The organism is Bernardetia aquimarina, assembly GCF_042180575.1.
Lineage (GTDB): Bacteria > Bacteroidota > Bacteroidia > Cytophagales > Bernardetiaceae > Bernardetia.
The window spans coordinates 5,569,233-5,591,919 of the sequence record NZ_CP170094.1 but is presented as its reverse complement, the minus strand read 5'-3'; the positions used below and the strand labels follow the sequence as shown (position 1 = coordinate 5,591,919).

Here is a 22,687-nt window from a genome sequence, read left to right as displayed (position 1 = left end):
CTTTCTCTCTTATTTTTACTACCAATATAAAGTTCCTATGGAACAGAAAGACAAATAACTTTTAACCTTACAGCTATGGTATTCCCACCGACAATCATCAATATTCAAGGTGCAAAAATTGTCAAACAACCAAAAATAATCCCCTTTAAAGGTGATAATCACAAAAAAAACTACTGACAAAGTTTAGAGCCGAAAAAGACAGTTTCCTATTTATAAACTGATAATTTTTTCCAACGTATAATCAATCAAATTATTGACTTCTTCTTGTGGATTCTCTGAAAACTCATGTGTGATTCGGTTGGCAAGAATAGCATTGAGAGAAAGCATTTTGTGTCCCAAAAGTCTGCCCATAGCATAATAACCTGCTGTTTCCATTTCCATATTAGTAAGTGGAAAATCTTTAATTTTATTTCTAATTTTATCTAAATAATTATCTGTTTTTGGTTTTAACCTCACTTCTCGTCCTTGTGGCGCATAAAAACCAGGGCAAGTAAGTGTATTTCCCTTTATCATCTTGACAGTTGTTGTATTTTGTGTAAAATGATTTACCAAACTTTCATCTGCCGAAACAATATAGGGATTAAAATCAACTTGTGCATTTTCTTTGATTTTTTGAGAAATTTCTTGTTCTTTTTGGCTTTGCTCTAACCTATAAAACTGCATTAAAGTGTCCATTCCTACAGCATTTTGAGAAGCTAAAAGTGTCCCAACTGGAATACTTTCTTGTAAAGAACCTGAAGTTCCAACTCTAATAATAGTAAGTGAAGTTAGTTTCTTTTTTATTTCTCTTGTTTTGAAATCTACATTGACAAGTGCATCTAATTCTGTCATCAAAACTTCTACATTATCTGTTCCCATTCCTGTCGAAATTACAGAAATTCGTTTTCCTTTATACGTTCCTGTATGTGTAACAAATTCTCTTTTATGGATTTTGACTTCTATTGTATCAAAAAATTGACTTACAAAAGGCACACGTTCGGGATCGCCAACAGTAATAATTATATCTGCTAATTGATGAGGTTGAAGATTGAGATGATAAATAGAATTATCAGAGTTGATGATGAGTTCGGAAAATGGAATCATAGATGTTTTTTTGTGTTATTGGTGTCTCCACCATAGCCGTAAGGCTATTGAGAAATTTTGATTTTTACTCCGTTAGGAGTTGTATGTTGGTAGTAAAATATGAAAAATTAGATTCATTTACTCCGTAGGAGTTTGATATTGGTAGCATTTTTTGTGTTGAACATCTTAGAATACTACCAATATGTAGTTCCTAACGGAACACCTAAAGTGTAACGAAAGCAGCGAAGCTAAAAAATCAAATAAATTTTTAACCTTATGGTTATGTTAAGGACACCAACAAGGGCAAAGTTGTTTTGGAATTAAAAAGTAAAACTACTAATTTATGATAAACAAAGTAAAAAAATAGCACAAAAAAACCTTTTCATTTTCAGAAAAGGTTTTTGGCAGAATAAAATTTTTAATTCAAATTATTCTTTTTTAGGAATAGTATTTTGAATAAATTTGATAATTGTATTTTCGGCTGTCAAATCGATATAAAACATATCTTCTTTTTTTTCTTCATCTTCTTTAGGATTTTTGAGAAGGGAATGTTTTCCAATAGCTTTTGCACAAGGATTATCTGAAAAGACAATATCTAAAGTATCTTTTTTAGTTTTGAGTCGCATTGCATATTTGGGCATCATCATACACTTTTTTTCTACATCAGAAATATAATTTGTAGTATCCAGAAGTGCTGTTTTGATACTGTCTGACTGTTCCGATGAAGTCGGAATTTTTTCGTAGGCTTCATAATCACACAAATAAACTTTACTTGTATCTTGTTCTGTGGGATTAGTTGGCGTATTTTGTATCAAAAAAAGCTCTATATCTTCTGATTCTTTGATGATTTTTTGCATGGCTTGTAATTCTTTTTCTTTACAACTACTCAGAATAAATAATGATAATCCAAAAACAAAAAAAGCAAGATAAAAAAACGTTCTTTGAGTAAGTTTCATAAGTAATGTATTTAATTTTGAAAAAATCATTTTTTAGGAATAGGAATTAAATAAACTACTTACTTCAAAATATTAAGTTATTGATATTCAATGTATTAAATTCGTAATTCGTAATCTTTAATTCGTAATTGTTTCTTATCTTTTACTGATTTTGGTGTAATAAACTGGATTTTGAGTAGTACAATTTCTACAACCATCATTTGTTTTCTTAACTGTATTTGTTTGAGATTTTTTCAAGATATTATCCCAAGAAGGTTCTTGTGTTTTGAGATAACTGATTTCTTCGTGAAATGCTTGTAAAAAACTAAGTGTAAAGAATCCACCATTGACACTATTCGACCAAGAAACTTGACCAGCTTGAGAAGAAGTAACAATCATATTTCCTTTGGTAGCCAAAAATAATTTTTGTAGTTTTTCTATGTGAGGAGTTTGGTACGAACGTCCAGCCAAAAAACTCGTTTCAGTCATTTTATTGATACCAATATCAGAATTACAACAATCTGTAATGACAATATTTAAGCGTGCGCCTTTTTTATCTAAAAGGTTATAAACCGATGAAACGGAAAGTGTTGTTTCTGCTGAAAGTTTGGTGTAAGGAGAAGCACGAATATCCATTTGAGGATAAGCATCTGTTTGGTCAGACCAACGAAAACCGTGTCCACTATAATAAAAAACAACAATATCATTACTTCCAGGGTTGAGTCCATTCAAAACTTGCATAGCATTTGTTTTGGTAAAACTACTCCCTTTGACTTCATATTTTCTAAAATCTACCTTCAATGCTGCTGCAATATCTTCAAATTCTTTAGTCATATTTCGGCTGTCTGTTTCGCAGCTTGCTCCAATATCTCCAATACTGCTATTGACAAGCATGACCAAGTGCATTTTTGCTGCTCCATAATTTGCTTGTTGTTGCTGTTGTTGGGTGGTATTGTTATCGTAATGTTCTTGTGCTACATGACTGTCTAGTTCATTATCACGCATATTTTGAAAGGCAATATATTCATCATCATCTGTACCAAAAAATTGATTGAGGTATGTATCTGTGAGTTCTGAAACTTTTAATTCCCTATATGAATCTACTCGTTTTAAAGATTCTTCACTGAAATTAGGGTCATCTGTTACGAATGGCATTTCGCCTTTTGTTTGTTCATCCCAAACCCACACAAAATGGTCAGGATTATAGGTTTGTTGATTTACTCGTGAGCCAGAATTGGATGTTATGAATCTAGGATTTTCGCCTTGCATGACAAAATAATTATAGCCATCTTCTTGTCCAGAAACCGAAATATAATCTACCTCTACTACATTATAAGCACTATTATAGGTATAAGCAATACGCATGTAAGCGTCTTCTTCATTAAAATAAACAAGAAAACCTGTATATTTTACATTTCCTGCTGAAAATTCAATTTCATACAAGGATTGAGAAAAAACTGGAACAGAGAGAGTTAGAAAGAATGAAAATAAAAGTATTCTCCAAATATAGGAACTTGTAATAAATTTTTTATGACTTTTCATAGGTAAAATATAGATAAGTAAAGAAGTTAGTTTTCAAAAGTACATAGATGTACAACTTCAAAAAGAAAGCCAAAATTTTTAACTTTCATTTTTAATTGAAAGTTTAATAAACTACTTAACTATTCTTTAAAATTTATGAAATAAAAAAGACATTTTTATAAAAAGTAGTAAATTACCTTTTACGAAAATGTCTTTCTAGTGTTGATTTCAACTTAGAAAAAGAAGCTTTTTTCTCTATTTTTTTCCTACTTTCATATTCTTCTCTACTTGTTTCTCCATTGTTTTTTTAATGAATATTAAAATTCCAATACAAATCAAAAAGCCGATAATACCAACTAAAATTATGGTAAAATTGATTTCTTCTGCTTGGGGAGATTCAAGCAATGTTCTATCGATATACAGGGCTAAAAAAAGTGTAATTCCATTATTCAAGATATGTGCCCAAATAGGAATTAAAATATTATTGGTGTAAACATACAAGTAACCAAACAAAGCACCTAAAAGCATACGAGGAATAAAACCATAAAATTGAAAATGAATGGCACTAAAAATAATAGCCGTAATCCAAATGGCTGCATGTTTGTTTTTAGTGAGGTTTTGAAATAAAGGTTGTACCACTCCCCTAAAAAAAACTTCCTCAGAAAGACCAGCTAAAACAGCAATCACTATAAAACCCAAAATAGTCTGTAAAGGTGAAGAAAAATCAGTCATAAAAAGAGTAAGCATTTGAGCAGCATCTTCTTTTGTTCTCATCCAATTTTCTAATCCCTTTAATGCTTCAGGAAATTCTATTGCGCCATTTAAAATTCCAGTTAATTGAACAGCAGGAAAAGCTACTATTGCAAGTACAATAACAACCAAAAAAATGAAAGCAGGTGTTTTGTATCTTTTCAAAAAAGGTTCTTCTAAAATCTGTTGTGCCAAATTAGGATTCATTACAGAAAGAGTTCCATTACTTGTATTGGCTTGATTGAATTTATACACGTACTTTGTGAAAAATAAAGCAACAGCTAAAAAACCAAAAATTTGTGTAGCAAAACCCTGTAACAATAAAATAGCAGTACGTAATTCTGGATGTGATGTGATATTTTTTAGAATACTATCAAATTCTACCAAAGGAATTTCATATACAATACAGATAAAAAAAACTCCAATAAGCTGTGAAGCAAATAAAGTCAAGATGGTAATTAGCAACAGAATCAGAAGGGAGAAAATATATTTCATTGTGAGGTTTTTAAACAAAATGTTATACAAAAAGTAGTGATTTTTCTAGTACAGTAGTAGCGTTTTTGTTCTCAAAATTACAATTAGGATTAATTACGAATTAAAAATTACGGATTACGAATGTAAATTACTAATTATCAATTAATTGCAAATTCGAAAATATAAATCTATTTAATTTACGTTCCTTAGTACACTGTTTCAAAAGTTTATTTATATTTATTGTGCGTTCAACTCCTCAGAGTTGAACGAAACGCTTCCTCAGAAGCGTGATTCAAGCAAATAAATGACGCTTCTGAGGAAGCGAAACATTCAGTTCTAAGGAACTGAATGCACAGTTAAAAACATTTAAAAACTTTTGAAACAGTGTATTTAGCTTATTTTGCAAAAAAAATATACATTTTAGCCCCTAAGGGTTTTGAAAACCCTTAGGGGCTAGCAATTACAAAACTATGAAATATTTAATTGTTGGACTTGGAAATATTGGTTCAGAATACAAAAATACACGACATAATGTAGGTTTTATGGCTGTCGATAAGATAGCAGAATCAAAAGGAGTTACTTTTGAAACCAAACGTTATGCAGATATAGCTTCTTTTAAGCACAAAGGAAGAGCAATTTATATGATAAAACCTTCTACTTTTATGAATTTGAGTGGAAAAGCTGTTCGTCATTGGCTAACCGAACTCAAAATTGATATTGAAAATTGTTTGGTAATCGTTGATGATTTGGCTTTGCCTTTAGAAACACTCAGAATGCGTAAAAAAGGTTCGGATGCAGGACACAATGGACTAAAAAACATTCAAGATTTGTTACAAACTCAAAATTATCCTCGTTTGCGTGTCGGCATTGGCAATGATTTTTCGAGAGGAAAACAAGTCGATTTTGTTTTGGGAGAATTTGATAAAAATGAATCGGCTGCACTTCCTTTAATTTTGGATAAAATAGAAGAAATGACACTTTCTTTTTGTAGTATTGGCATCGATAGAACGATGAGTCAGTATAATTCCTAGTTTTTGAGGATTACGAATTAAAAATTACGAATTACGGAAAATACTATTTATATAATTAATTCTATCGTAATTCGTAATTAATAATTCATAATTGATACTAAGCTACTTTCAAACTACGCATCATTTCAGACTTTGTAAATTGGTCTTTCGCATACTCTTGTGTGATAACCAATTCTGTTTGATTTGGATTTGAAGGAACTTCATACATCGCTTCCAAAACAATCGTTTCACAAATAGAACGTAACCCTCTTGCTCCCAAACCAGATTCCATAGCTTGTTCGACAATATAATCTAATGCTTCTTCTTCAAAAGTCAATTCTACATTTTCCATCTTAAAGAGTTTTTGATATTGCTTCGTAATGGCATTTCTTGGCTCTGTCAAAATACTTCTCAATGCTTCTTTATCCAATGGATTGAGGTGAGTAACGACAGGCATACGCCCAATAAGCTCTGGAATAAGTCCGAAAGAACGCAAATCTTGAGCATTTACATATTGCAAAATATTCCTCTCGTCAATATTTCGTCCTCTTTCTTCATTGCTCTCAAAACCTAACGCTCTAGTATTTATACGTTTTGCAATTTTTTTATCAATTCCATCAAAAGCTCCTCCACAAATAAATAAAATATTTTCTGTATTGACAGCAATCATTTTTTGGTCTGGGTGCTTACGCCCTCCTTGTGGTGGAACATTTACAATACTTCCTTCCAAAAGTTTTAAAAGTGCTTGCTGCACACCTTCGCCACTTACATCACGAGTAATGGAAGGATTATCCGACTTACGAGCAATTTTATCAATTTCATCAATAAAAACAATTCCACGTTCGGCAGCATAGACATCATAATCAGCAGCCTGTAACAAGCGAGTAAGAATCGTTTCTACATCTTCGCCTACATAACCAGCTTCTGTAATAACAGTCGCATCAGCAATACAAAACGGAACTTGCAAGGCTCTAGCCAATGTTTTGGCAAGCAAAGTTTTACCTGTTCCTGTTTTACCGACCATCAAAATATTTGATTTTTCGATAACAATTCCATCATCAATATCTGAATGCACTCCCATTGCTTGTCCAGAACGCATCAATCTTTTGTAATGATTATAAACAGCAACAGAAAGAATTTTCTTTGCTTTTACTTGTCCAATAACATATTCATCTAAAAGTTTTAGCATTTCCATTGGCTTAATCAAATTCAACTTGACTTTACCTTTTTTACGTGATAACTCTTCTTGTTGCCAAATTTGATGCGCTTGTTCGATACATTGATTACAAATCGTTACACCACCTGGTCCATCTACCATTAGCTGACGAGAACGAGCTGACGAACCACAAAAATTACATGATTTTTCTTTAGCCATATTTTTAAAGACAATTACGAATTACGAATTAAAAATTACGAATTAGTAATTTATTAACTGTTATTCCAATGTATAATGAGCTAATATAAAATAGTTAAATTTCAATTAGCTTATTTGGTTTAGATTTTAAGATTATACAAATATCGTATTTTTTTTGATAACTACAGGTTGCTTGTGAGGACACAAGCAACGGCAAGGTTAGCTTTTTACAACTAAATCTACCATTGCTCGTGTCCTCACGAGCGATATAAAAACAAAAAAAATTATTTCCGAAGTGATTTGATATGTGTAATGACAGCATCGATTTGTTTGTCATTCAATATTCCATCATAGGCAGGCATGTTTCCTTTTCCATTTTTGATTTGCATTTTAGAATCTGCATCAGAAATCATACTTGTTTGAAGATTTTTTGCACCTGAAAGTCCTGCTGCACCATCTGCCCCATGACAATTTTCACAATACTGTTCATATAATTGTTTGCCATAAACGCTTGTTTCGGCTTCATTATAAACTATATCTTGTTTTTCTGGCTTCAAATAACTTTTCTTTTTTACTTCTGCAATTCCATACGCTGCAAAAAGTAAAACTACAGAAAGAACTGCTAACGCCTTATTTTTCTTTTTAAAACCAATAACAGCCAAAGGAATAGAAGCAAAAACAGCTACAATTTTAATCAAGAAAAGTGTTTGAAATGGTTCTGCTACATTTGTCCACATCGCAATTCCTGTAACTAAAAAAAGAACACTCAAAATCACTTCGAAAATACGTGCAGGTTTGCTTGCCCTCATTTTATCCAAATTAGCTTCACTAAAAAGCAATAGAGCTAATTTAATAACATAAATAACTAGAAAAAGAAGGACGACTAATTTGTGTGTGTGCAAAAGTCCTGTGTATGCACCTGTTGAGATAGCGTTTAGCATTTGATTTTTTTGATAAATTTTAATTACGAAATACCGTAACTGATTAGTAAATGATTTTTATGATCTATATGATGAATGAAGATAATAAAAAATATTAAACAGCTACATCATTCTGACGTAAAGCCTCATTCAAAGAAGTTTTCAAGTCTGTACTTTCGCTTCTCTGTCCGATAATCAAGGCACAAGGAACATTATATTTTCCAGCAGGGAATTTTTTAAGATAACTACCCGGAATTACTACCGAACGAGGGGGAACATATCCACGATAAGTAACAGCTTCTTGTTTAGTTACATCAATAATTTTTGAGCTTCCTGTAATGGTTACGTTTGCGCCCAAAACAGCTTCTTTTCCAATTCTTACGCCTTCTACTAAAATACAACGAGAACCAATAAAAGCACCGTCTTCAATAATTACTGGCGCAGCTTGAACAGGTTCTAAAACACCACCAATACCAACACCACCACTCAAATGTACGTGTTTGCCTATTTGGGCGCAGCTTCCGACTGTTGCCCACGTATCTACCATCGTTCCACTATCCACATACGCACCGATATTGACATAAGAAGGCATCATAACGACATCTCTATTAATAAAAGCTCCATGTCTTGCAATGGCATGAGGAACAACACGAACACCAAGGTCTGCATAATTTTTCTTCAATGGAATTTTGTCGTGAAACTCAAAAGGAGGACATTCGATAGTTTCCATTTTGCGAAGAGGAAAATAAAGAATAACAGCTTTTTTTATCCATTCATGAACTGTCCATTCAGAAGCTACTTGTGCATCATGAAATTCAGTTGGTTCAGTTTTTACGTCTAAATTTGGTTCTGCTACTCTCAAAATTCCTTTGTCTAAATCTTCAATGGTTTGAAAGACAGCTTCTTGTACGACTGTATTTTGTAATAAAGTTCTGTCGTCCCAAGCTGCTTCGATTAATTTTATGCGTTCGTTCATTTTAGTTGATATATTTATAGGAAATGTTGTATTTTTAATGACTTATTTTGATTCAATTTCTAAGTAACAGACTGTTGTAGCATTTGTTTTTGATGCTATTGGTTGAGTTTGCTAATTTACAAATGTACGAAGCAATAAAAAAACAGACAATTTTTTGAAGTGTCTGTTTTGGTTTTTTATGAAGTTACAAAAAAACGTCACTTTGTATGGTCTTATATCATATCCATATTTTTGGTTTTAATAGAATTTTATTACATTTGTTTTTGTTCATCGTAAAATACAAATACTATCTAGGACTCACCCATTTGGAAACGAATGATACAGGGAATTTTGCGTTAGGAAGGTTTAAGTTCTAAACTCATAAAAAATAAAAATGATTTGTAATAATTGTAACTCAGAAAATACTCAAAAATTGAGTTTAATTTATGAAAATGGAACAAATAATATTTCTACAAATAGTAGCACTATAGGTTTTGCAGGAGGAATTGGAATTGCTTCGACGAGTACTTCAGGAATATCACAATCAATTTTAGCGCAAAAAGTTTCTCCTCCTAAAAAAAATTCATACTTATTAGCTGCCTTGGTAATAGGGCTAGGAGCTATATTTTTATGTAATATAATATATGGCTTAACCATTAAGAATGCTATTTTTGGTTTGATAGGAATATTTTTATTGGGTTTTGGAATTAAAATTTTCAGAGTAAATTATAAATATAATTCTAATATTTTCCCAAAAAAATATTTAGAATGGACTAAAACTTGGCATTGTAATAAATGTGGAAATACATATTTAAACTAAAAAAAATCCTCTATTGTGCCTCTCAAGATTGTTCTCGTTTTGCTCTGCTGAGTGAATACTAGAAAATCCGTTTCCTCTACAAGTTAAAAATGACAAAAGCCAAAAAGAAAAAAGGAAGTAAAATTCCTAAGAATAGAAAAAATATTCCAATCTTTCCTAGTATCTTGAAGGTTGTGGATTTTCTTATCATGAAATAAGAAAGAATCATCAATATAATTCCAAAAATAGCTCGTTTTCCTATTTGACCTACATGTAAAGAAGGTTGTATATCTCCTGCTTGTTGTAGAGCTTCTTGAAGTCCTTTGTAAATAAAATATTCTACTGAAAATTGAAAAGAAAAAAACAAAGCACCTAGAACAAGCACTAAGAAATTGAAGAAAACATCTTTATTCATTAGAAGATAGATTATTATGTATGATTTTGAAAATAAAAAATATTTTAAAAGTCTTTCACAAATAGAATTTTTTCGAACGAATCAAAACTTCTACATCTTGAGAAACAAGATAACGAATTGATTTTTTTTCTTTAATTAGAGTGCGAATATAAGTAGCCGAAATATTGAGTAAAGGAGCTTCTACAAATTTTACTTTTGGATGGTCATGAAACTCTGTTTTGATTGTTCCTTCTCTAGGATAAACCAAAACGCCGTAGTATTCCAAAATCTGTTCGTGATTTTTCCATTTATGAAAATGTGTCAGATTATCCTCTCCTATCAAAATCTGAAATTCATAATTTGGGTATTTTTCTTGAATATAAGTAAGCGTATCTATTGTATAACTTGGTTTAGGCAAATTAAACTCTATATCACTTACACTTAACTTTTCATTGTCAGCAATCGCCAAACGCACCATGTCATATCTATCAAACTCATGAAGAAGTGATGATTTTTTTTTGTGTGGATTATGAGGCGACACAACAAACCAAACTTGGTCTAATTCTGCACTCTGAACAATGGTATTCGCTGTAATCAAATGACCTACATGAATGGGATTGAATGAACCAAAATAAAGACCTATTTTCATAGTGTTGTATTTTTATGATGCTGGTGGTGATTATGTTGTGGCTTTCTCAAAATAAAATCTTCTACTATTTTCTCACTAAAATTTAATGCTTCACTTAGTGAATCATTAATTACTACTTCATCAAAAAAAGGAGCAAACTCCATTTCTATTTCAGCTTTCTCTACTCGTGCTTTGAGTGTCTCATCTGTTTCTGTATTACGAGATAATAATCTTTTTCGTAATTCTTTTATAGAAGGTGGTTTTACGAAGACAGCTAATGCAGCATCTCCGAATTCTTGTTTGAGAGCCACTCCTCCTTTTACATCCACATCAAAGACAACAACTTGTCCTTGACTCCAAAGGCGTTCTACTTCACTTCTTAGTGTTCCATAATAGAGTCCATCATAAACTTGTTCGTGTTCTATAAACTCTTTATTTGTTATTTTTTTTCTGAATTCATCGACAGAAATAAAATAATAATCTTTATTTGGTTTTTCGTAGGCACGAGAAGAGCGAGTAGTGGCAGAAATTGAAAAACTCAAAATCTCAGGATAAACACCTAATAAGTGTTTGACAATGGTAGTTTTGCCAGCTCCTGAAGGGGCAGAAAAAATAATTAGCTTTTGGCTCATAAATGGTTGTAAAGTAGTTGCTTACTTAGTTATAACTGATTTTTAGTAAAATCATTTTGACTTCCTTTGCAAGTGTTTACATACAAAATTACGAAAAAATAATGGTTTTCTACTGTGTTTTTCTTTACTATCAGAATCGAAATATAAAATATAAATGAAATAGATGTGAGAAATGAGCTAAAAGTTTTTAATTTTGTGATTCAAAATAAAAATTTTGCTTCCTATTTTATATTACTCAATTCTAAAATACAGAATGATTCAAGAAATTAATCAAAACAATAAAGAATTAGAAAATGATTATTGGACAGAAGAAATTGTACCCAAAGGCTCTTTATTCGATTTAAAATTAAAAGAGGTTTGGAAATATAGAGATTTGATATTTCTTTTTGTAAAACGTGATTTTGTAGCTCAATACAAACAAACCGTTTTAGGACCTATGTGGCATTTTATTGTTCCCTTCCTAACCACTATTTTGTATGTAATCGTATTTGGAAATATCATGAATGTTACTACAAATGGAGTTCATCCTTTTTTATTTTACTTGGTAAGTACATTATCTTGGTCGTTCTTTGCAAAATGTTTGCAAGGTACAGCCGTTACTTTCTCAGCTAATCAAGGTGTTTTTGGTAAAGTTTACTTTCCACGTTTAGTTACTCCTATATCCACTATTTTTTCTGCTTTATTAAGTTTTGGAATTAGTTTGATTTTACTGATTGGTTCGGTGGCTTATTTTTATTTTTTTACAGATGAGGAATTAATTTTATCTATTTGGATTTTAACTTTACCTCTGCTTATGTTTATTAGTGGAATATTAGCTTTAGGACTAGGCATTATAATATCTTCATTGACCTCAAAGTATAGAGATTTGACTATCTTTATTGGCTTTGGTGTACAGTTATTAATGTTTTTTTCTGCTGTATTATATCCCTTATCCCAAATTCCTGAAAAGTATGAATGGGCTGCTAAATATAATCCTTTGGTTACTTTAATGGAAGGATATAGAATGGCATTTTTGGGAGTAGGAAGTATTACAATGATTGATATTTTATACTTAGGAATATTATCCATTGTTGTATTCACTATTGGAGTTATTCTTTTTAATAGAACAGAAAGGACATTTATGGATACAGTGTAATATTTATTAGCAATAATTACCTTAAAAGAATAGCTAATTAATATACTTTATATTGATTTCAATTAATTAAATTTTGCATTCTAATTACTTTATTTTTAATAAAAAGTAAATCTATCAAAATGCAAATTATATAAATGATACTATGTTAGATTTAAACAACAAATCCATCTTTATTACAGGTGGTACAGGTTCTTTCGGCAAAAAGTTTGTCAAAACCATTTTAAACAACTACCCACAAGTAAAACGTTTGATTATTTTCTCTAGGGACGAACTCAAACAGTTTGAAATGGCTCAGACCTTTTCAACGGATAAATATCCTGCTATTCGTTATTTTATTGGAGATATTCGTGATAAAGAACGTCTGATGCGAGCTTTACATGGAGTAGATATTGTGATTCATGCTGCTGCTTTAAAGCAAGTTCCGACAGCAGAGTATAATCCCTTTGAATGTATCAAAACCAATGTTTTGGGAGCGCAAAATTTAATTGAGGCTTCTATCGACTTAGGCGTAAAACAAGTGGTTGCTCTATCAACTGATAAAGCTGCTGCTCCGATTAATTTATATGGAGCAACAAAGCTTTGTTCAGATAAACTTTTTGTTGCAGCTAATAACATAGCAGGAGAAAATAAAATTAGCTTTTCTGTTGTTCGTTATGGTAATGTGATGGGGTCTCGTGGTTCAGTTATTCCATTTTTCATGAATAAAAAAAGCGAAGGAAAACTTCCAATCACTCATGAAGGAATGACTCGCTTTAATATTTCGTTGGAAGAAGGAGTAGATTTAGTACTATTTGCTTTAGAAAATGCTAGAGGAGGTGAGATTTTCGTTCCCAAAATTCCTTCTTATCGAATTTTGGATGTAGCCGAAGCCATTGCTCCTGAATGTGAAAAAGAAATTGTAGGAGTACGCCCAGGTGAAAAAATTCATGAGGAAATGATTACAGAAAGTGATTCGATGAATACGATTGAATTAGAAAATCATTTTATCATTGTTCCAAATGCACCTTTTGCAAGTTATGAAGAGCAAGTCAATAAATATATGGGTTATCATGGAGGAAAACCTGTTGCAGATGGTTTTTCTTATAGTTCTGGGCAAAATACAGATTGGCTAGATGTTGAGCAGTTGCGTGAACTTATCAAAACTCATGTTGATTCTAACTTTGAAGCCTTTGAAGCTACTAGCTAATTTTCATCTCTTCCAATTTATTATTTTTTATACATAAGGTAAATAGTTATGACTACCACAACTACTTTTTCTATTCCTTACGGAAAGCAAAATATTACTCAAGATGATATAAATGCTGTTGTAGAAACGCTAAAAGCAGATTTCTTGACACAAGGACCAAAAATCGATGAATTTGAAAATAAATTTGCTGATTATGTAGGTTCAAAATATGCTGTCGCTGTTTCTAACGGAACGGCTGCATTGCATTTATGCGCCTTAGCTTTAAATGTAACTAAAAAAAGTAAAGTCATTACCACACCTATTACTTTTGCAGCATCAGCAAATTGTATCAAATATTGTGGAGGTGAAGTAGTTTTTGTAGATATTGACCCAAAAACATCACTTATTGACTTAGACAAATTAGAAGACTTACTAAAATCACATCCAAAAGGCACTTATGAAGGAATTATTCCTGTGGATTTTATGGGATTGCCTGTTGATTTGGAAAAAGTAAGAGAACTGGCAGATGAATATGGATTATGGATTATTGAAGATGCTTGTCATGCTCCTGGTGGATACTTTATGGATTCCAAAAACAAAAGGCAAAACTGTGGTAATGGTGCTTATGCAGATTTAGCTATTTTTTCATTTCATCCTGTCAAACATATTGCTTCTGGAGAAGGTGGAATGATTACGACAAATGATAAAGATTTGTACGATAAATTAATCAAACTAAGAACACATGGAATTACCAAAAACCCAGATTTATTACAAGAAAATCATGGAGGTTGGTATTATGAAATGCAAGAACTGGGATATAATTATCGTATTTCTGATATTTTAGCAGCTTTAGGAACTTCACAACTCTCAAGAGCTGATGAAATGATGCAAAAACGTCAAGAGATTGCAAAGCGTTATGATGAGGCATTTAAGAATACAAGCATTTGTTTTTTTCAATATCCAAAAGATAAAATATTTCATGCCTATCATCTCTACGTTATTCAAGTAGAAAACAGAAAAGGATTATATGATTATTTAAGAGAAAATAATATCTTTGCTCAAGTTCATTACATTCCTGTTCATAAAATGCCTTATTATCAATCTTTAGGTTACAAAAAAGACGATTATCCAAACGCAGAAAACTATTATGAATCTTGCTTGAGTATTCCGATGTACCCAACTCTTACAGAGGAAGAACAGAATTTTGTTATTGAAAAAACACTCTATTTTTTATTAAACAACTAAACTATAAACAATTATATGAAAACGAATCAAACAGAATTTTGGTCTGGACAATTTGGTGCAGAATATACCGATAGAAATACTCCCTCAACTCTAAAAGCTTGGGATGATAATTATATTACTAATTATGGAATTACTAGAAGTGAAATGTTTTCTCAACTATTTGAGGGAATAGATAAAAATATTAAAATATTGGAAGTAGGATGTAATTCTGGACTTCAATTAGCAGGGCTTCAGGCAGTAGGTTTTAAAAACTTATATGGAATTGAGTTACAAAGCTATGCAGTAGAAGTAAGTAAAACCATTACAAAAGGTATAAACATAATACAAGGTAATGCTTTTGATATTCCTTTTAAAGATAATTATTTTGATTTAGTTATGACTAATGGAGTTCTTATACATATTTCGCCTACTGATTTACCTAAAGCATTAAAAGAAATAGAAAGATGTTCTAAACAATATATTATGGGTTTTGAATATTTTGCAGAAGAAATAACAGATGTAAAGTATAGAGGTAATGAAGGTTTTTTATGGAAAGCTGATTATGCCCAAATTTATCAAGAACAATTTAAAAACCTTACTTTATCAAAAAACATAAAATATCCTTATTTAACTGAGCAAGAAAAAGGAAATATTGATAATCTGTTTTTATTAGAAAAGAAATGAAAAAAGTAGCTATTATTACCGCACGAGGAGGAAGTAAACGTATTCCTAGAAAAAACATAAAAAATTTCTTGGGAAAGCCTATCATTGCTTATTCTATTGAGACAGCTTTAAAATCTGACCTATTTGATGAAGTAATGGTTTCGACGGAAGATGAAGAAATTGCAGAAATTGCTCAAAAATATGGTGCAGTTGTTCCTTTTTTGCGCAGTAATGAAAATGCTGATGATTTTTCAGGTACAGCTGTTGTATTAATAGAAGTAATCAATGAATATCAAAGACAAGGAAAAAAATTTGATATTTGTTGTGGCATTTATCCAACAGCTCCTTTTATTACTATTGAAAAACTAAAAGAAGCCTATGAGTTATTAATTACAAATAGTTTTGATGTTGTTTTTCCAGTAAGTGAATTTTCTTCACCTATTCAAAGAGCTTTAAAGAAAGATGAATTGAATAAAATAACGATGTTTGAACCTCAAAATTTAGCGAAACGCTCCCAAGATTTGGACAAAGCTTATTTTGATGCAGGTCAGTTTTATATGTGTAAGACAAATACATTGCTAGAAAAGCAACAACTTTGGACAGACAATACAGGAGTAATAGTATTACCTCCCTTACAAGTTCAAGATATTGATAATCAAGAGGATTGGAAAATGGCTGAATTCAAATATAAATGGCTAAACCAATAACTATATGATTTGAATCAATATATGTTATTACAAATTTATGATACTATTAATCTAAAATAAAAATGAAAGCTATAAAAATAAACGAGAAATATACAATAGGAGAAAATAGAGTTTTTGTAATTGCAGAAATTGGCTCTAATCACAATCAGAACCTTGAATTAGCCTATGAAACCATTGATGCAGCCAAAGAAGCAGGTGCAGACGCTGTAAAATTTCAATCTATTGATGTAAACAAATTATATATCAATCCAAGTAAAGAAACCATTGAATTACATAAACGAATAGATTTACCTGAAAAGTGGCATTACCTATTACAAGATTATTGTACTAAAAAGGATATTTTATTTTTTTCCTCTCCTACATATTTAGAATCTATTGATATTTTGGAGGAGTTGAATACCCCAATTTATAAACTTGCGTCGGCGCAAATTGGGACTTTTCCACAACTTGTTGAGAAAGTAGCTTCTTTACAAAAACCCACTATACTCTCAACAGGTCTAGTAAATTATGGAGAACTAGAAAAAGTAGTTCAAATCTTTGAAAAAGCTGGAAATGATAAATACATTATTTTACATTGTAATAGCATTTATCCCACGCCATTTGAGAGAGTTCATTTGCCTTTGATGGATACTTACAAAACTATGTTTGATTGTATTGTAGGTTTTTCTGACCATACAACAGATATTTTTGCTCCTATAGCAGCAGTAGCTAGAGGTGCTAAAGTGATTGAAAAGCATTTCGCTATGAGCCGTTCTTTACCTGTTCCTGATGCTCCTTTTTCATTAGAACCTAAAGAACTCAAACAAATGATAAAAGGAATAAGAGCAACTGAAAAGATGCTACAACCAAGTGTAAGACTAAATATAGAAACAGAAGAGCAAGGTTTTAAAAGTGCTATTACTACTCGTTTAGTCCTCAATAAAGATAAAAAGAAAGGTGATAGTTTGAAGGAAGATGATTTTGTTTTTCGTAGAAATACAGAGGGGATAAATTGTAATGCATTAGCTTTTTTGCTTAGTAATAAGAAAAAATATAATACTGATATAGCAAAAGACGATTTACTTCAAAACCATCATATTAGTTAATCATACCCAATAAAATTAATGAAAAGGTTAATAAATATATTTAGTTTTTTTTTAGCATTATTATTTGTGATTTTTGCACTATTTTTTGGTGCTTCTTTTTTCAATATTACTATTGCTTCCAAAACGATTTATATATTTAATAGCATATTAGCCATTTTATTATTTGTGCGTATTTTTCGTTCCAAATCGGCTATCCCTCTTTTAGTAGGCTATAAAAATTATCTAGCTAAAAAGAAGAAATATATTTATTTTTATTATGCTTTTCTTACTTTGAGCCTACTTTTGATTATACCTTTTAGTTCTTGGCTAGTTAGTTTGTCAATTTGGCTACTTCATTCTTTTTTTATTGCAAAATCAAAGTATTATTCCATAGAAGATATTTATTTTCAGAATACTATTTTTCACTGTTTTCTAATTAATTTATCATCGCATTTTTTTTCTGAAACTCACCTAATTTTATCTTTAGTTTCTTTTTTTCTAGCAAATGGAATTATTATGTTTTCAGCAGGAATAGAAAAAATAAAAAGTCCATTATGGAGACATGGAGAAGGAGCATTATCTTTTATAAGCTTACCACATTTAGTAAAAAAAGGCTTTCACTTTTTTCATAAACTACCCAAACCTATTTTTATTTTAGTTTCATTTTTAATTGTATTTGCAGAAAGTACTTTACTATTTTCTCCTCTAAATGAGTACTGGTTGGCTATTGACTTGATTATTTTGATAGGTTTTTCTATTTCTTTATTCATTATTGTAGATATTTCTTTTATCGGACAAATTGTAACTTTATCTTTGTGTGGAATTGGCTTTTTGTGGATGGTTGGTGATTTCAGATTAGTACCTATTGCATCTAATCCCTTGTTAAATTATGACTGGACTAAAGTTCATTTTTCTATTTACCTTTTATCTACTTTTCTCTTAGTCACAAACGGAATTAGTTTGTTATTTACATTCTTTCCTCAAATAGCTCAAGCTATATCTTTGGGTAAAATACAAAAATTTCTTTCGGGTATAAATTCTCCTATTGGAGTATTTACAGAAGCTCACCAAGTAGGTTTTTATACCTATCGTCTTGTATTTGAAGATAAAAATGATTGTTTACAGACATTTTGTAATAAAGGATACCCTTCAAAATTTCAGTTTTGGCATCCACGTTATTTTCAAGCAGCAATGTACCCTGTTACAGATTTTTGTCTTAGTTGGAATAAATATGGTGAACCTTTAACCAACAAAAAAGAGCAAGTTATAGATTTACTTTTTACAGGTGTTCATCTTCAAGATGAATTTACTAATGTTACACAGAAAATATATTTATTAGTTAAAAAATTTGATAAAGGAGATTCAATAGACTCTTATACACAACAGAATTGGGTTAAGATATGTAGTGCAGAATTTCAACACAAAAAATTATTAAGTTTTGACTACATAACCACTCCTCCAGTCGTAAAAACTCATTTTCGTTCAATATGAATCAATATTTGAAATATCATTATGTCTAAAGATTATAAAAAAATACTCGTCATTGGTGCAGGCTGGGAACAATATGCACTATTAGAAACTATAAAAAAAGAGGGGCATACTATCATTGCAACTCACCCAAATCTGCAAGCACAAAGTTTTGAGTTTGCAGACCACCACTATATAAAAGAAAGTACTGATATTGCAGCTCATCTGCGTATTGCAGAGGCACATAAAATTGATGCTATTCTTACAGATAACTGTGATTATTCATTTTATACGGCTTCTATAATTGCCTCTAAGCTCAATCTACCTTTTGCGCCTATTGATTCGGCTATTTTATCAAACGATAAATTCGAACAGCGTCAGCGTTGTAATAACACAAAAGTAAGGCAACCTATTTATCGCAAAGTCAAAACACTAGAAGAGCTAGAAGCAGCAGTTTATCAAATTGGCTTTCCATTAATTTTGAAGCCTATAGATAGCAGAGGAACATTTGGTGTTACTATCATTAAAGAAGAGGAAAATTTAAAGTCAGCCTTTTATGATGCCATCTCAAACTCACCTTCTCATACACTTATTTGTGAGCAGTTTATTGAAGGAACTCTTGTAACCGTAGATGGTTTTTGTTTTAGTAACGGACACCAGTCTCTTGCTGTTGCTTCTCGTAAGTTTGAGAAGGGAACAAAACCTGTTACAAAAGAAATCATTTACCCTGCTCAGTTTTCAGAAGAGTTGAATCGGAAATTACTTGAAAATCACAATGAAGTAGTTTCTCTTTTGGGTTATCAATACGGACATACCCATGGAGAATACATTGTCAATCAGAATAATGAAATATTTTTGGTAGAATGTACTAATAGAGGTGGTGGAGTTTATACTTCTTCTGTCATTGTTCCTTTACTGACTCAAATTGATTTGAATAAAATTCTACTCAATCAGTCTCTAGGAAAAGATGATCTTAAAGTAGAAAATATAGGATTAGACTTTATGAAAAAGTCTATTATGCTCACTTTCTTAGATTTTGAAGTAGGGAAAGTTATAAAGTCTATCAATGTACAAGACATGCTTGAAAAAGATTATACAGTACGTTTCAGAAGTATTTATGGTGAAAATGATATGGTAGAATCTATCGAAAACTGTGCTTCTCGTCATTCTATGTTAGTCATTCAAGGAGAAAATAGTGAACAAACACTATCAAACTTCTCTGACTTTAAAAAAGAATTAACTATTGAATATTATAAATAATTTTTCGTTAAAGGCACATCAAAAAATAAAACTAATAGTATGATAAATATTGTAGAAAATACCTTGCGAGATGGTTCGTATGTAATCAATTTTCAATTTGATAAACTTCAAACAGCAAGAATTACAAAAGGCTTATATGAATTGGGTTTCGAATACATAGAAGTCGGACACGGTTTAGGATTGGGAGCATGGAATAATCCAAAGATTGGACTTGCAAAGGAAAATGACCAAACTTATATAAAAGCAGCAAAAGAAGCAGCACCCAATGCAAAAATTGGAACATTCTTTATCCCAACTATCGGAACGAAAGAAGATATAGATAAAGCTGTAGATGAAGGAATTAGCTTTATACGCATTGGAAATAATGTGGACTCCTTCGAAAAAATTCAAGAGTATGCAGAATATGCTAAAAAGAAAGAACTTATTGTAGGCGTAAATCTAATGAAAAGCTATGGTGTAAAATCTTATGAGTTTACTAAAATCGTTCAAGAAATAGATAGATGGCAAGTTTCTGATGCTATTTATTTGGTAGATTCGGCAGGCTGTATGATGCCACATGAAGTCTATGAATATATCGACAGAACAAAACAAGTTATTCAAACGCATTTAGGTTTTCATGGACATAATAATATGGGATTAGCTATTGCGAATTCTTTAGAAGCTGTTAGAGCTGGAGCAAATTATGTCGATACGTGTATTCGTGGAATGGGACGAAGTGCAGGAAATGCTCAAAGTGAAATAGTAGTTCATCTTCTTCAAAAAATGGGAATTAGTCCTATTGATACAGAAATTTATGAATTTTATGAGTTTGCAAATAAAGAAATTGTACCACTCATGCCACGCATACAAGGCTTAACTGATGAAGAAATTCATATAGGAATTAGTCGTTTCCATACCAGTTATATGCCTATTGTAAATGCTACTTCTGAGAAATATGGTATTGATAAAAAACGATTAATCAAAAAAGTATCTGATATTAATTGTATCAATCCAACTGAAAAATTGTTTGAAGAAATTGCTATGACTTTATAAGACAAAAAAGACATTTAAAAATTTGAACCTTTTTATTATAATTTAATGAAAAATACTACAGCCTTCGAAGAAATTTCAGAGCAGATGATAAGCCGTTACTCCCAACGTTATAAAAAATTAGGCTATCATGTTCAAACTCTAGGTTGGGGGAATTCAGAACAACAGACTTATCGTTTTGAGCAAACTTTAGAAGGAATCCAATTTTCTAATCAAAAATCAATTCTTGATATTGGTTGTGGTTTTGGAGATTATTTAGCTCTTTTGAAGGCTCAGAACAAAGAATTTAAAAATTATATAGGCTGGGATATAAACCCAGATTTAATTAGTGAAGCCAAAAAAATTTGGAAAAAAGAAGAAAAAGCAAAATTTGAAGTCATAAATATTGGAAATACTACTTTTTCTGAACCTGTTGCTGATGCAGCTATTATGTTGGGTGTTTTAAATCTAAACTTAAAAGACAAAGTAGATAATTATGAATATTCTTTCAATTTTATCAAAAATGCTTTTTCTTTGGTCAATGAAGTTTTGGTAGTCGATTTTTTGAGTGAAAATTTGGTAGAAGATTATCCAAAAGAAGATTTTGTCTTTTATCATAATCCTTCAAGAATGTTAGAGTTTGCTCTTTCACTTACTCCAAATGCTGTTTTGAAACATAATTATGCTGCCATTCCTCAAAAAGAATTTATGCTTTTCCTTTATAAATAATAAAAATTAATGCAGATTTTTGATTTTAATATTCACCTTCCTTTTATAGAAAATGACGATGTAAATGTAGTCATCGCCCAAGATTTAAACCTTGATGTTGAAGGAATTTCTAAAGGTCTTCAAACCCATCAAGATACAATTAAAAAAGCAGTTGGAGCTAATTTTTTACTCTTTAATACCAAACTTTTTGACTCAGATGTTACTCCTTTTTTTGAAAAAGCAAATCAACTTTTCGAAAAAAACACTTTTACAGCTTTAATGGATTTTCGTAGATTTGATGCCTTTGAATATATCGAAAAAGTAGCTGAAGTAGGAGCAAAAGCAATCATGTTTAATTCTTATCTTCAGAAAATAAGTGATTCTGATTTTGTAGAAGTAGGCAAAATTTGTCAATTTGCTCAAAAAAAAGACTTAATTATTTGTATTGATGGAAGTTATGGAACTTCAAAAATGTATGCCTATGACAATCTAAAATTAGCTTGTTTCGTGGCTGATTTAGTTGAAAAAACACCTATTGTTATTGTTCATAGTGGAGGATATCGAATTATAGAAGCTATGCTTTTGGCTGCTGATAAAAAAAATGTTTGGTTAGATACCTCATTTTCTCTCCCTTCTTATATTGGTTCTTCTTTAGAAAAAGATTTTGCTTTTGTTTACAAAAACATGATTGATAGAGTTGTTTTTGGAACAGATCATCCTTATTTTAATTTTGATGAAGCTATCAAAATTCATAAAGATTTCTTTGAGAAATATCATTTTACACAAAAAGAACAAGAGCAGATTTTTTATAAAAATGCCTTACAGCTTTTTAATATTAATTAATTTTTTTTA

Annotated in this window: 23 protein-coding genes; 13 read left to right on the top strand and 10 right to left on the bottom strand. The window is 30.9% G+C overall.

Annotated features, from left to right (window positions below; all coding sequences use genetic code 11):
- Window positions 1-210: 210 nt before the first annotated feature.
- The 4 genes from ACE193_RS24070 to ACE193_RS24055 form a co-directional block, all read right to left on the bottom strand.
- Window positions 211-1,083: a nucleoside phosphorylase gene (locus tag ACE193_RS24070; protein WP_375560734.1), complete on the bottom strand. Its 873-nt coding sequence runs from the start codon at window positions 1,081-1,083 to the stop codon at window positions 211-213.
- Between the two features lie 407 nt (window positions 1,084-1,490).
- Complete coding sequence (locus ACE193_RS24065) at window positions 1,491-2,018, bottom strand: hypothetical protein (RefSeq protein ID WP_375560733.1); 528 nt, start codon at window positions 2,016-2,018, stop codon at window positions 1,491-1,493.
- A gap of 135 nt (window positions 2,019-2,153) precedes the next feature.
- Window positions 2,154-3,539, bottom strand: coding sequence for a caspase family protein (locus ACE193_RS24060; protein WP_375560732.1), 1,386 nt, complete (start codon window positions 3,537-3,539; stop codon window positions 2,154-2,156).
- Between the two features lie 234 nt (window positions 3,540-3,773).
- Complete coding sequence (locus ACE193_RS24055; protein WP_375560731.1) at window positions 3,774-4,763, bottom strand: lysostaphin resistance A-like protein; 990 nt, start codon at window positions 4,761-4,763, stop codon at window positions 3,774-3,776.
- Window positions 4,764-5,212: 449 nt separating this feature from the next.
- Here ACE193_RS24055 and pth point away from each other — a divergent pair, with 449 nt between their 5' ends.
- The gene (gene pth / locus ACE193_RS24050) at window positions 5,213-5,773 is read left to right on the top strand and encodes an aminoacyl-tRNA hydrolase (protein WP_375560730.1); all 561 of its coding nucleotides are present in this window, start codon (window positions 5,213-5,215) and stop codon (window positions 5,771-5,773) included.
- A gap of 97 nt (window positions 5,774-5,870) precedes the next feature.
- On the opposite strand, the gene clpX is transcribed toward pth, so the two are convergent.
- The 3 genes from clpX to ACE193_RS24035 form a co-directional block, all read right to left on the bottom strand.
- A complete protein-coding gene (clpX, locus tag ACE193_RS24045) occupies window positions 5,871-7,127 on the bottom strand; it encodes an ATP-dependent Clp protease ATP-binding subunit ClpX (RefSeq protein ID WP_375560729.1) in 1,257 nt (418 codons plus the stop codon).
- 263 nt (window positions 7,128-7,390) lie between these two features.
- Window positions 7,391-8,047, bottom strand: coding sequence for a c-type cytochrome (locus ACE193_RS24040; protein ID WP_375560728.1), 657 nt, complete (start codon window positions 8,045-8,047; stop codon window positions 7,391-7,393).
- Between the two features lie 94 nt (window positions 8,048-8,141).
- Entirely contained in the window at window positions 8,142-9,002 is an 861-nt protein-coding gene (locus tag ACE193_RS24035; protein ID WP_375560727.1) for a 2,3,4,5-tetrahydropyridine-2,6-dicarboxylate N-succinyltransferase, read from the bottom strand.
- A 412-nt stretch (window positions 9,003-9,414) separates the two neighbouring features.
- Between ACE193_RS24035 and ACE193_RS24030 the strand changes: the two genes are divergently transcribed.
- Window positions 9,415-9,801, top strand: a complete 387-nt coding sequence (locus ACE193_RS24030; protein WP_375560726.1) for a hypothetical protein — start codon at window positions 9,415-9,417, stop codon at window positions 9,799-9,801.
- Between the two features lie 76 nt (window positions 9,802-9,877).
- Here ACE193_RS24030 and ACE193_RS24025 read toward each other — a convergent pair whose 3' ends face one another.
- From ACE193_RS24025 to gmk, 3 genes are read right to left on the bottom strand one after another with little or no spacing between them, the layout of a single operon-like run.
- On the bottom strand, window positions 9,878-10,195 hold the full coding sequence (locus tag ACE193_RS24025; protein ID WP_375560725.1) for a hypothetical protein: 318 nt from the start codon (window positions 10,193-10,195) through the stop codon (window positions 9,878-9,880).
- 55 nt (window positions 10,196-10,250) lie between these two features.
- Window positions 10,251-10,823, bottom strand: coding sequence for a nicotinate (nicotinamide) nucleotide adenylyltransferase (gene nadD, locus ACE193_RS24020; RefSeq protein WP_375560724.1), 573 nt, complete (start codon window positions 10,821-10,823; stop codon window positions 10,251-10,253).
- Entirely contained in the window at window positions 10,820-11,434 is a 615-nt protein-coding gene (gene gmk / locus ACE193_RS24015; protein WP_375560723.1) for a guanylate kinase, read from the bottom strand. The genes nadD and gmk overlap by 4 nt, the downstream gene beginning before the upstream one ends.
- A 253-nt stretch (window positions 11,435-11,687) precedes the next feature.
- Between gmk and ACE193_RS24010 the strand changes: the two genes are divergently transcribed.
- The 11 genes from ACE193_RS24010 to ACE193_RS23960 all read left to right on the top strand — a co-directional run bounded on the left by ACE193_RS24010 (window position 11,688) and on the right by ACE193_RS23960 (window position 22,678).
- Complete coding sequence (locus ACE193_RS24010; RefSeq protein ID WP_375560722.1) at window positions 11,688-12,569, top strand: ABC transporter permease; 882 nt, start codon at window positions 11,688-11,690, stop codon at window positions 12,567-12,569.
- A 142-nt stretch (window positions 12,570-12,711) separates the two neighbouring features.
- Complete coding sequence (gene pseB, locus ACE193_RS24005) at window positions 12,712-13,755, top strand: UDP-N-acetylglucosamine 4,6-dehydratase (inverting) (RefSeq protein WP_375560721.1); 1,044 nt, start codon at window positions 12,712-12,714, stop codon at window positions 13,753-13,755.
- Between the two features lie 48 nt (window positions 13,756-13,803).
- Entirely contained in the window at window positions 13,804-14,979 is a 1,176-nt protein-coding gene (gene pseC / locus ACE193_RS24000; RefSeq protein WP_375560720.1) for a UDP-4-amino-4,6-dideoxy-N-acetyl-beta-L-altrosamine transaminase, read from the top strand.
- A gap of 15 nt (window positions 14,980-14,994) precedes the next feature.
- A complete protein-coding gene (locus tag ACE193_RS23995; RefSeq protein WP_375560719.1) occupies window positions 14,995-15,642 on the top strand; it encodes a pseudaminic acid biosynthesis-associated methylase in 648 nt (215 codons plus the stop codon).
- On the top strand, window positions 15,639-16,328 hold the full coding sequence (pseF, locus tag ACE193_RS23990; protein ID WP_375560718.1) for a pseudaminic acid cytidylyltransferase: 690 nt from the start codon (window positions 15,639-15,641) through the stop codon (window positions 16,326-16,328). The genes ACE193_RS23995 and pseF overlap by 4 nt, the downstream gene beginning before the upstream one ends.
- A gap of 62 nt (window positions 16,329-16,390) precedes the next feature.
- A complete protein-coding gene (locus ACE193_RS23985) occupies window positions 16,391-17,413 on the top strand; it encodes an N-acetylneuraminate synthase family protein (RefSeq protein WP_375560717.1) in 1,023 nt (340 codons plus the stop codon).
- Window positions 17,414-17,431: 18 nt separating this feature from the next.
- Complete coding sequence (locus tag ACE193_RS23980) at window positions 17,432-18,883, top strand: hypothetical protein (protein ID WP_375560716.1); 1,452 nt, start codon at window positions 17,432-17,434, stop codon at window positions 18,881-18,883.
- A 21-nt stretch (window positions 18,884-18,904) separates the two neighbouring features.
- Complete coding sequence (locus ACE193_RS23975; RefSeq protein WP_375560715.1) at window positions 18,905-20,119, top strand: acetyl-CoA carboxylase biotin carboxylase subunit family protein; 1,215 nt, start codon at window positions 18,905-18,907, stop codon at window positions 20,117-20,119.
- A 39-nt stretch (window positions 20,120-20,158) separates the two neighbouring features.
- On the top strand, window positions 20,159-21,151 hold the full coding sequence (locus ACE193_RS23970; protein WP_375560714.1) for a hypothetical protein: 993 nt from the start codon (window positions 20,159-20,161) through the stop codon (window positions 21,149-21,151).
- A 45-nt stretch (window positions 21,152-21,196) separates the two neighbouring features.
- Complete coding sequence (locus ACE193_RS23965) at window positions 21,197-21,856, top strand: class I SAM-dependent methyltransferase (RefSeq protein WP_375560713.1); 660 nt, start codon at window positions 21,197-21,199, stop codon at window positions 21,854-21,856.
- A gap of 9 nt (window positions 21,857-21,865) precedes the next feature.
- A complete protein-coding gene (locus ACE193_RS23960; RefSeq protein WP_375560712.1) occupies window positions 21,866-22,678 on the top strand; it encodes an amidohydrolase family protein in 813 nt (270 codons plus the stop codon).
- The last annotated feature ends 9 nt before the right edge of the window (window positions 22,679-22,687 follow it).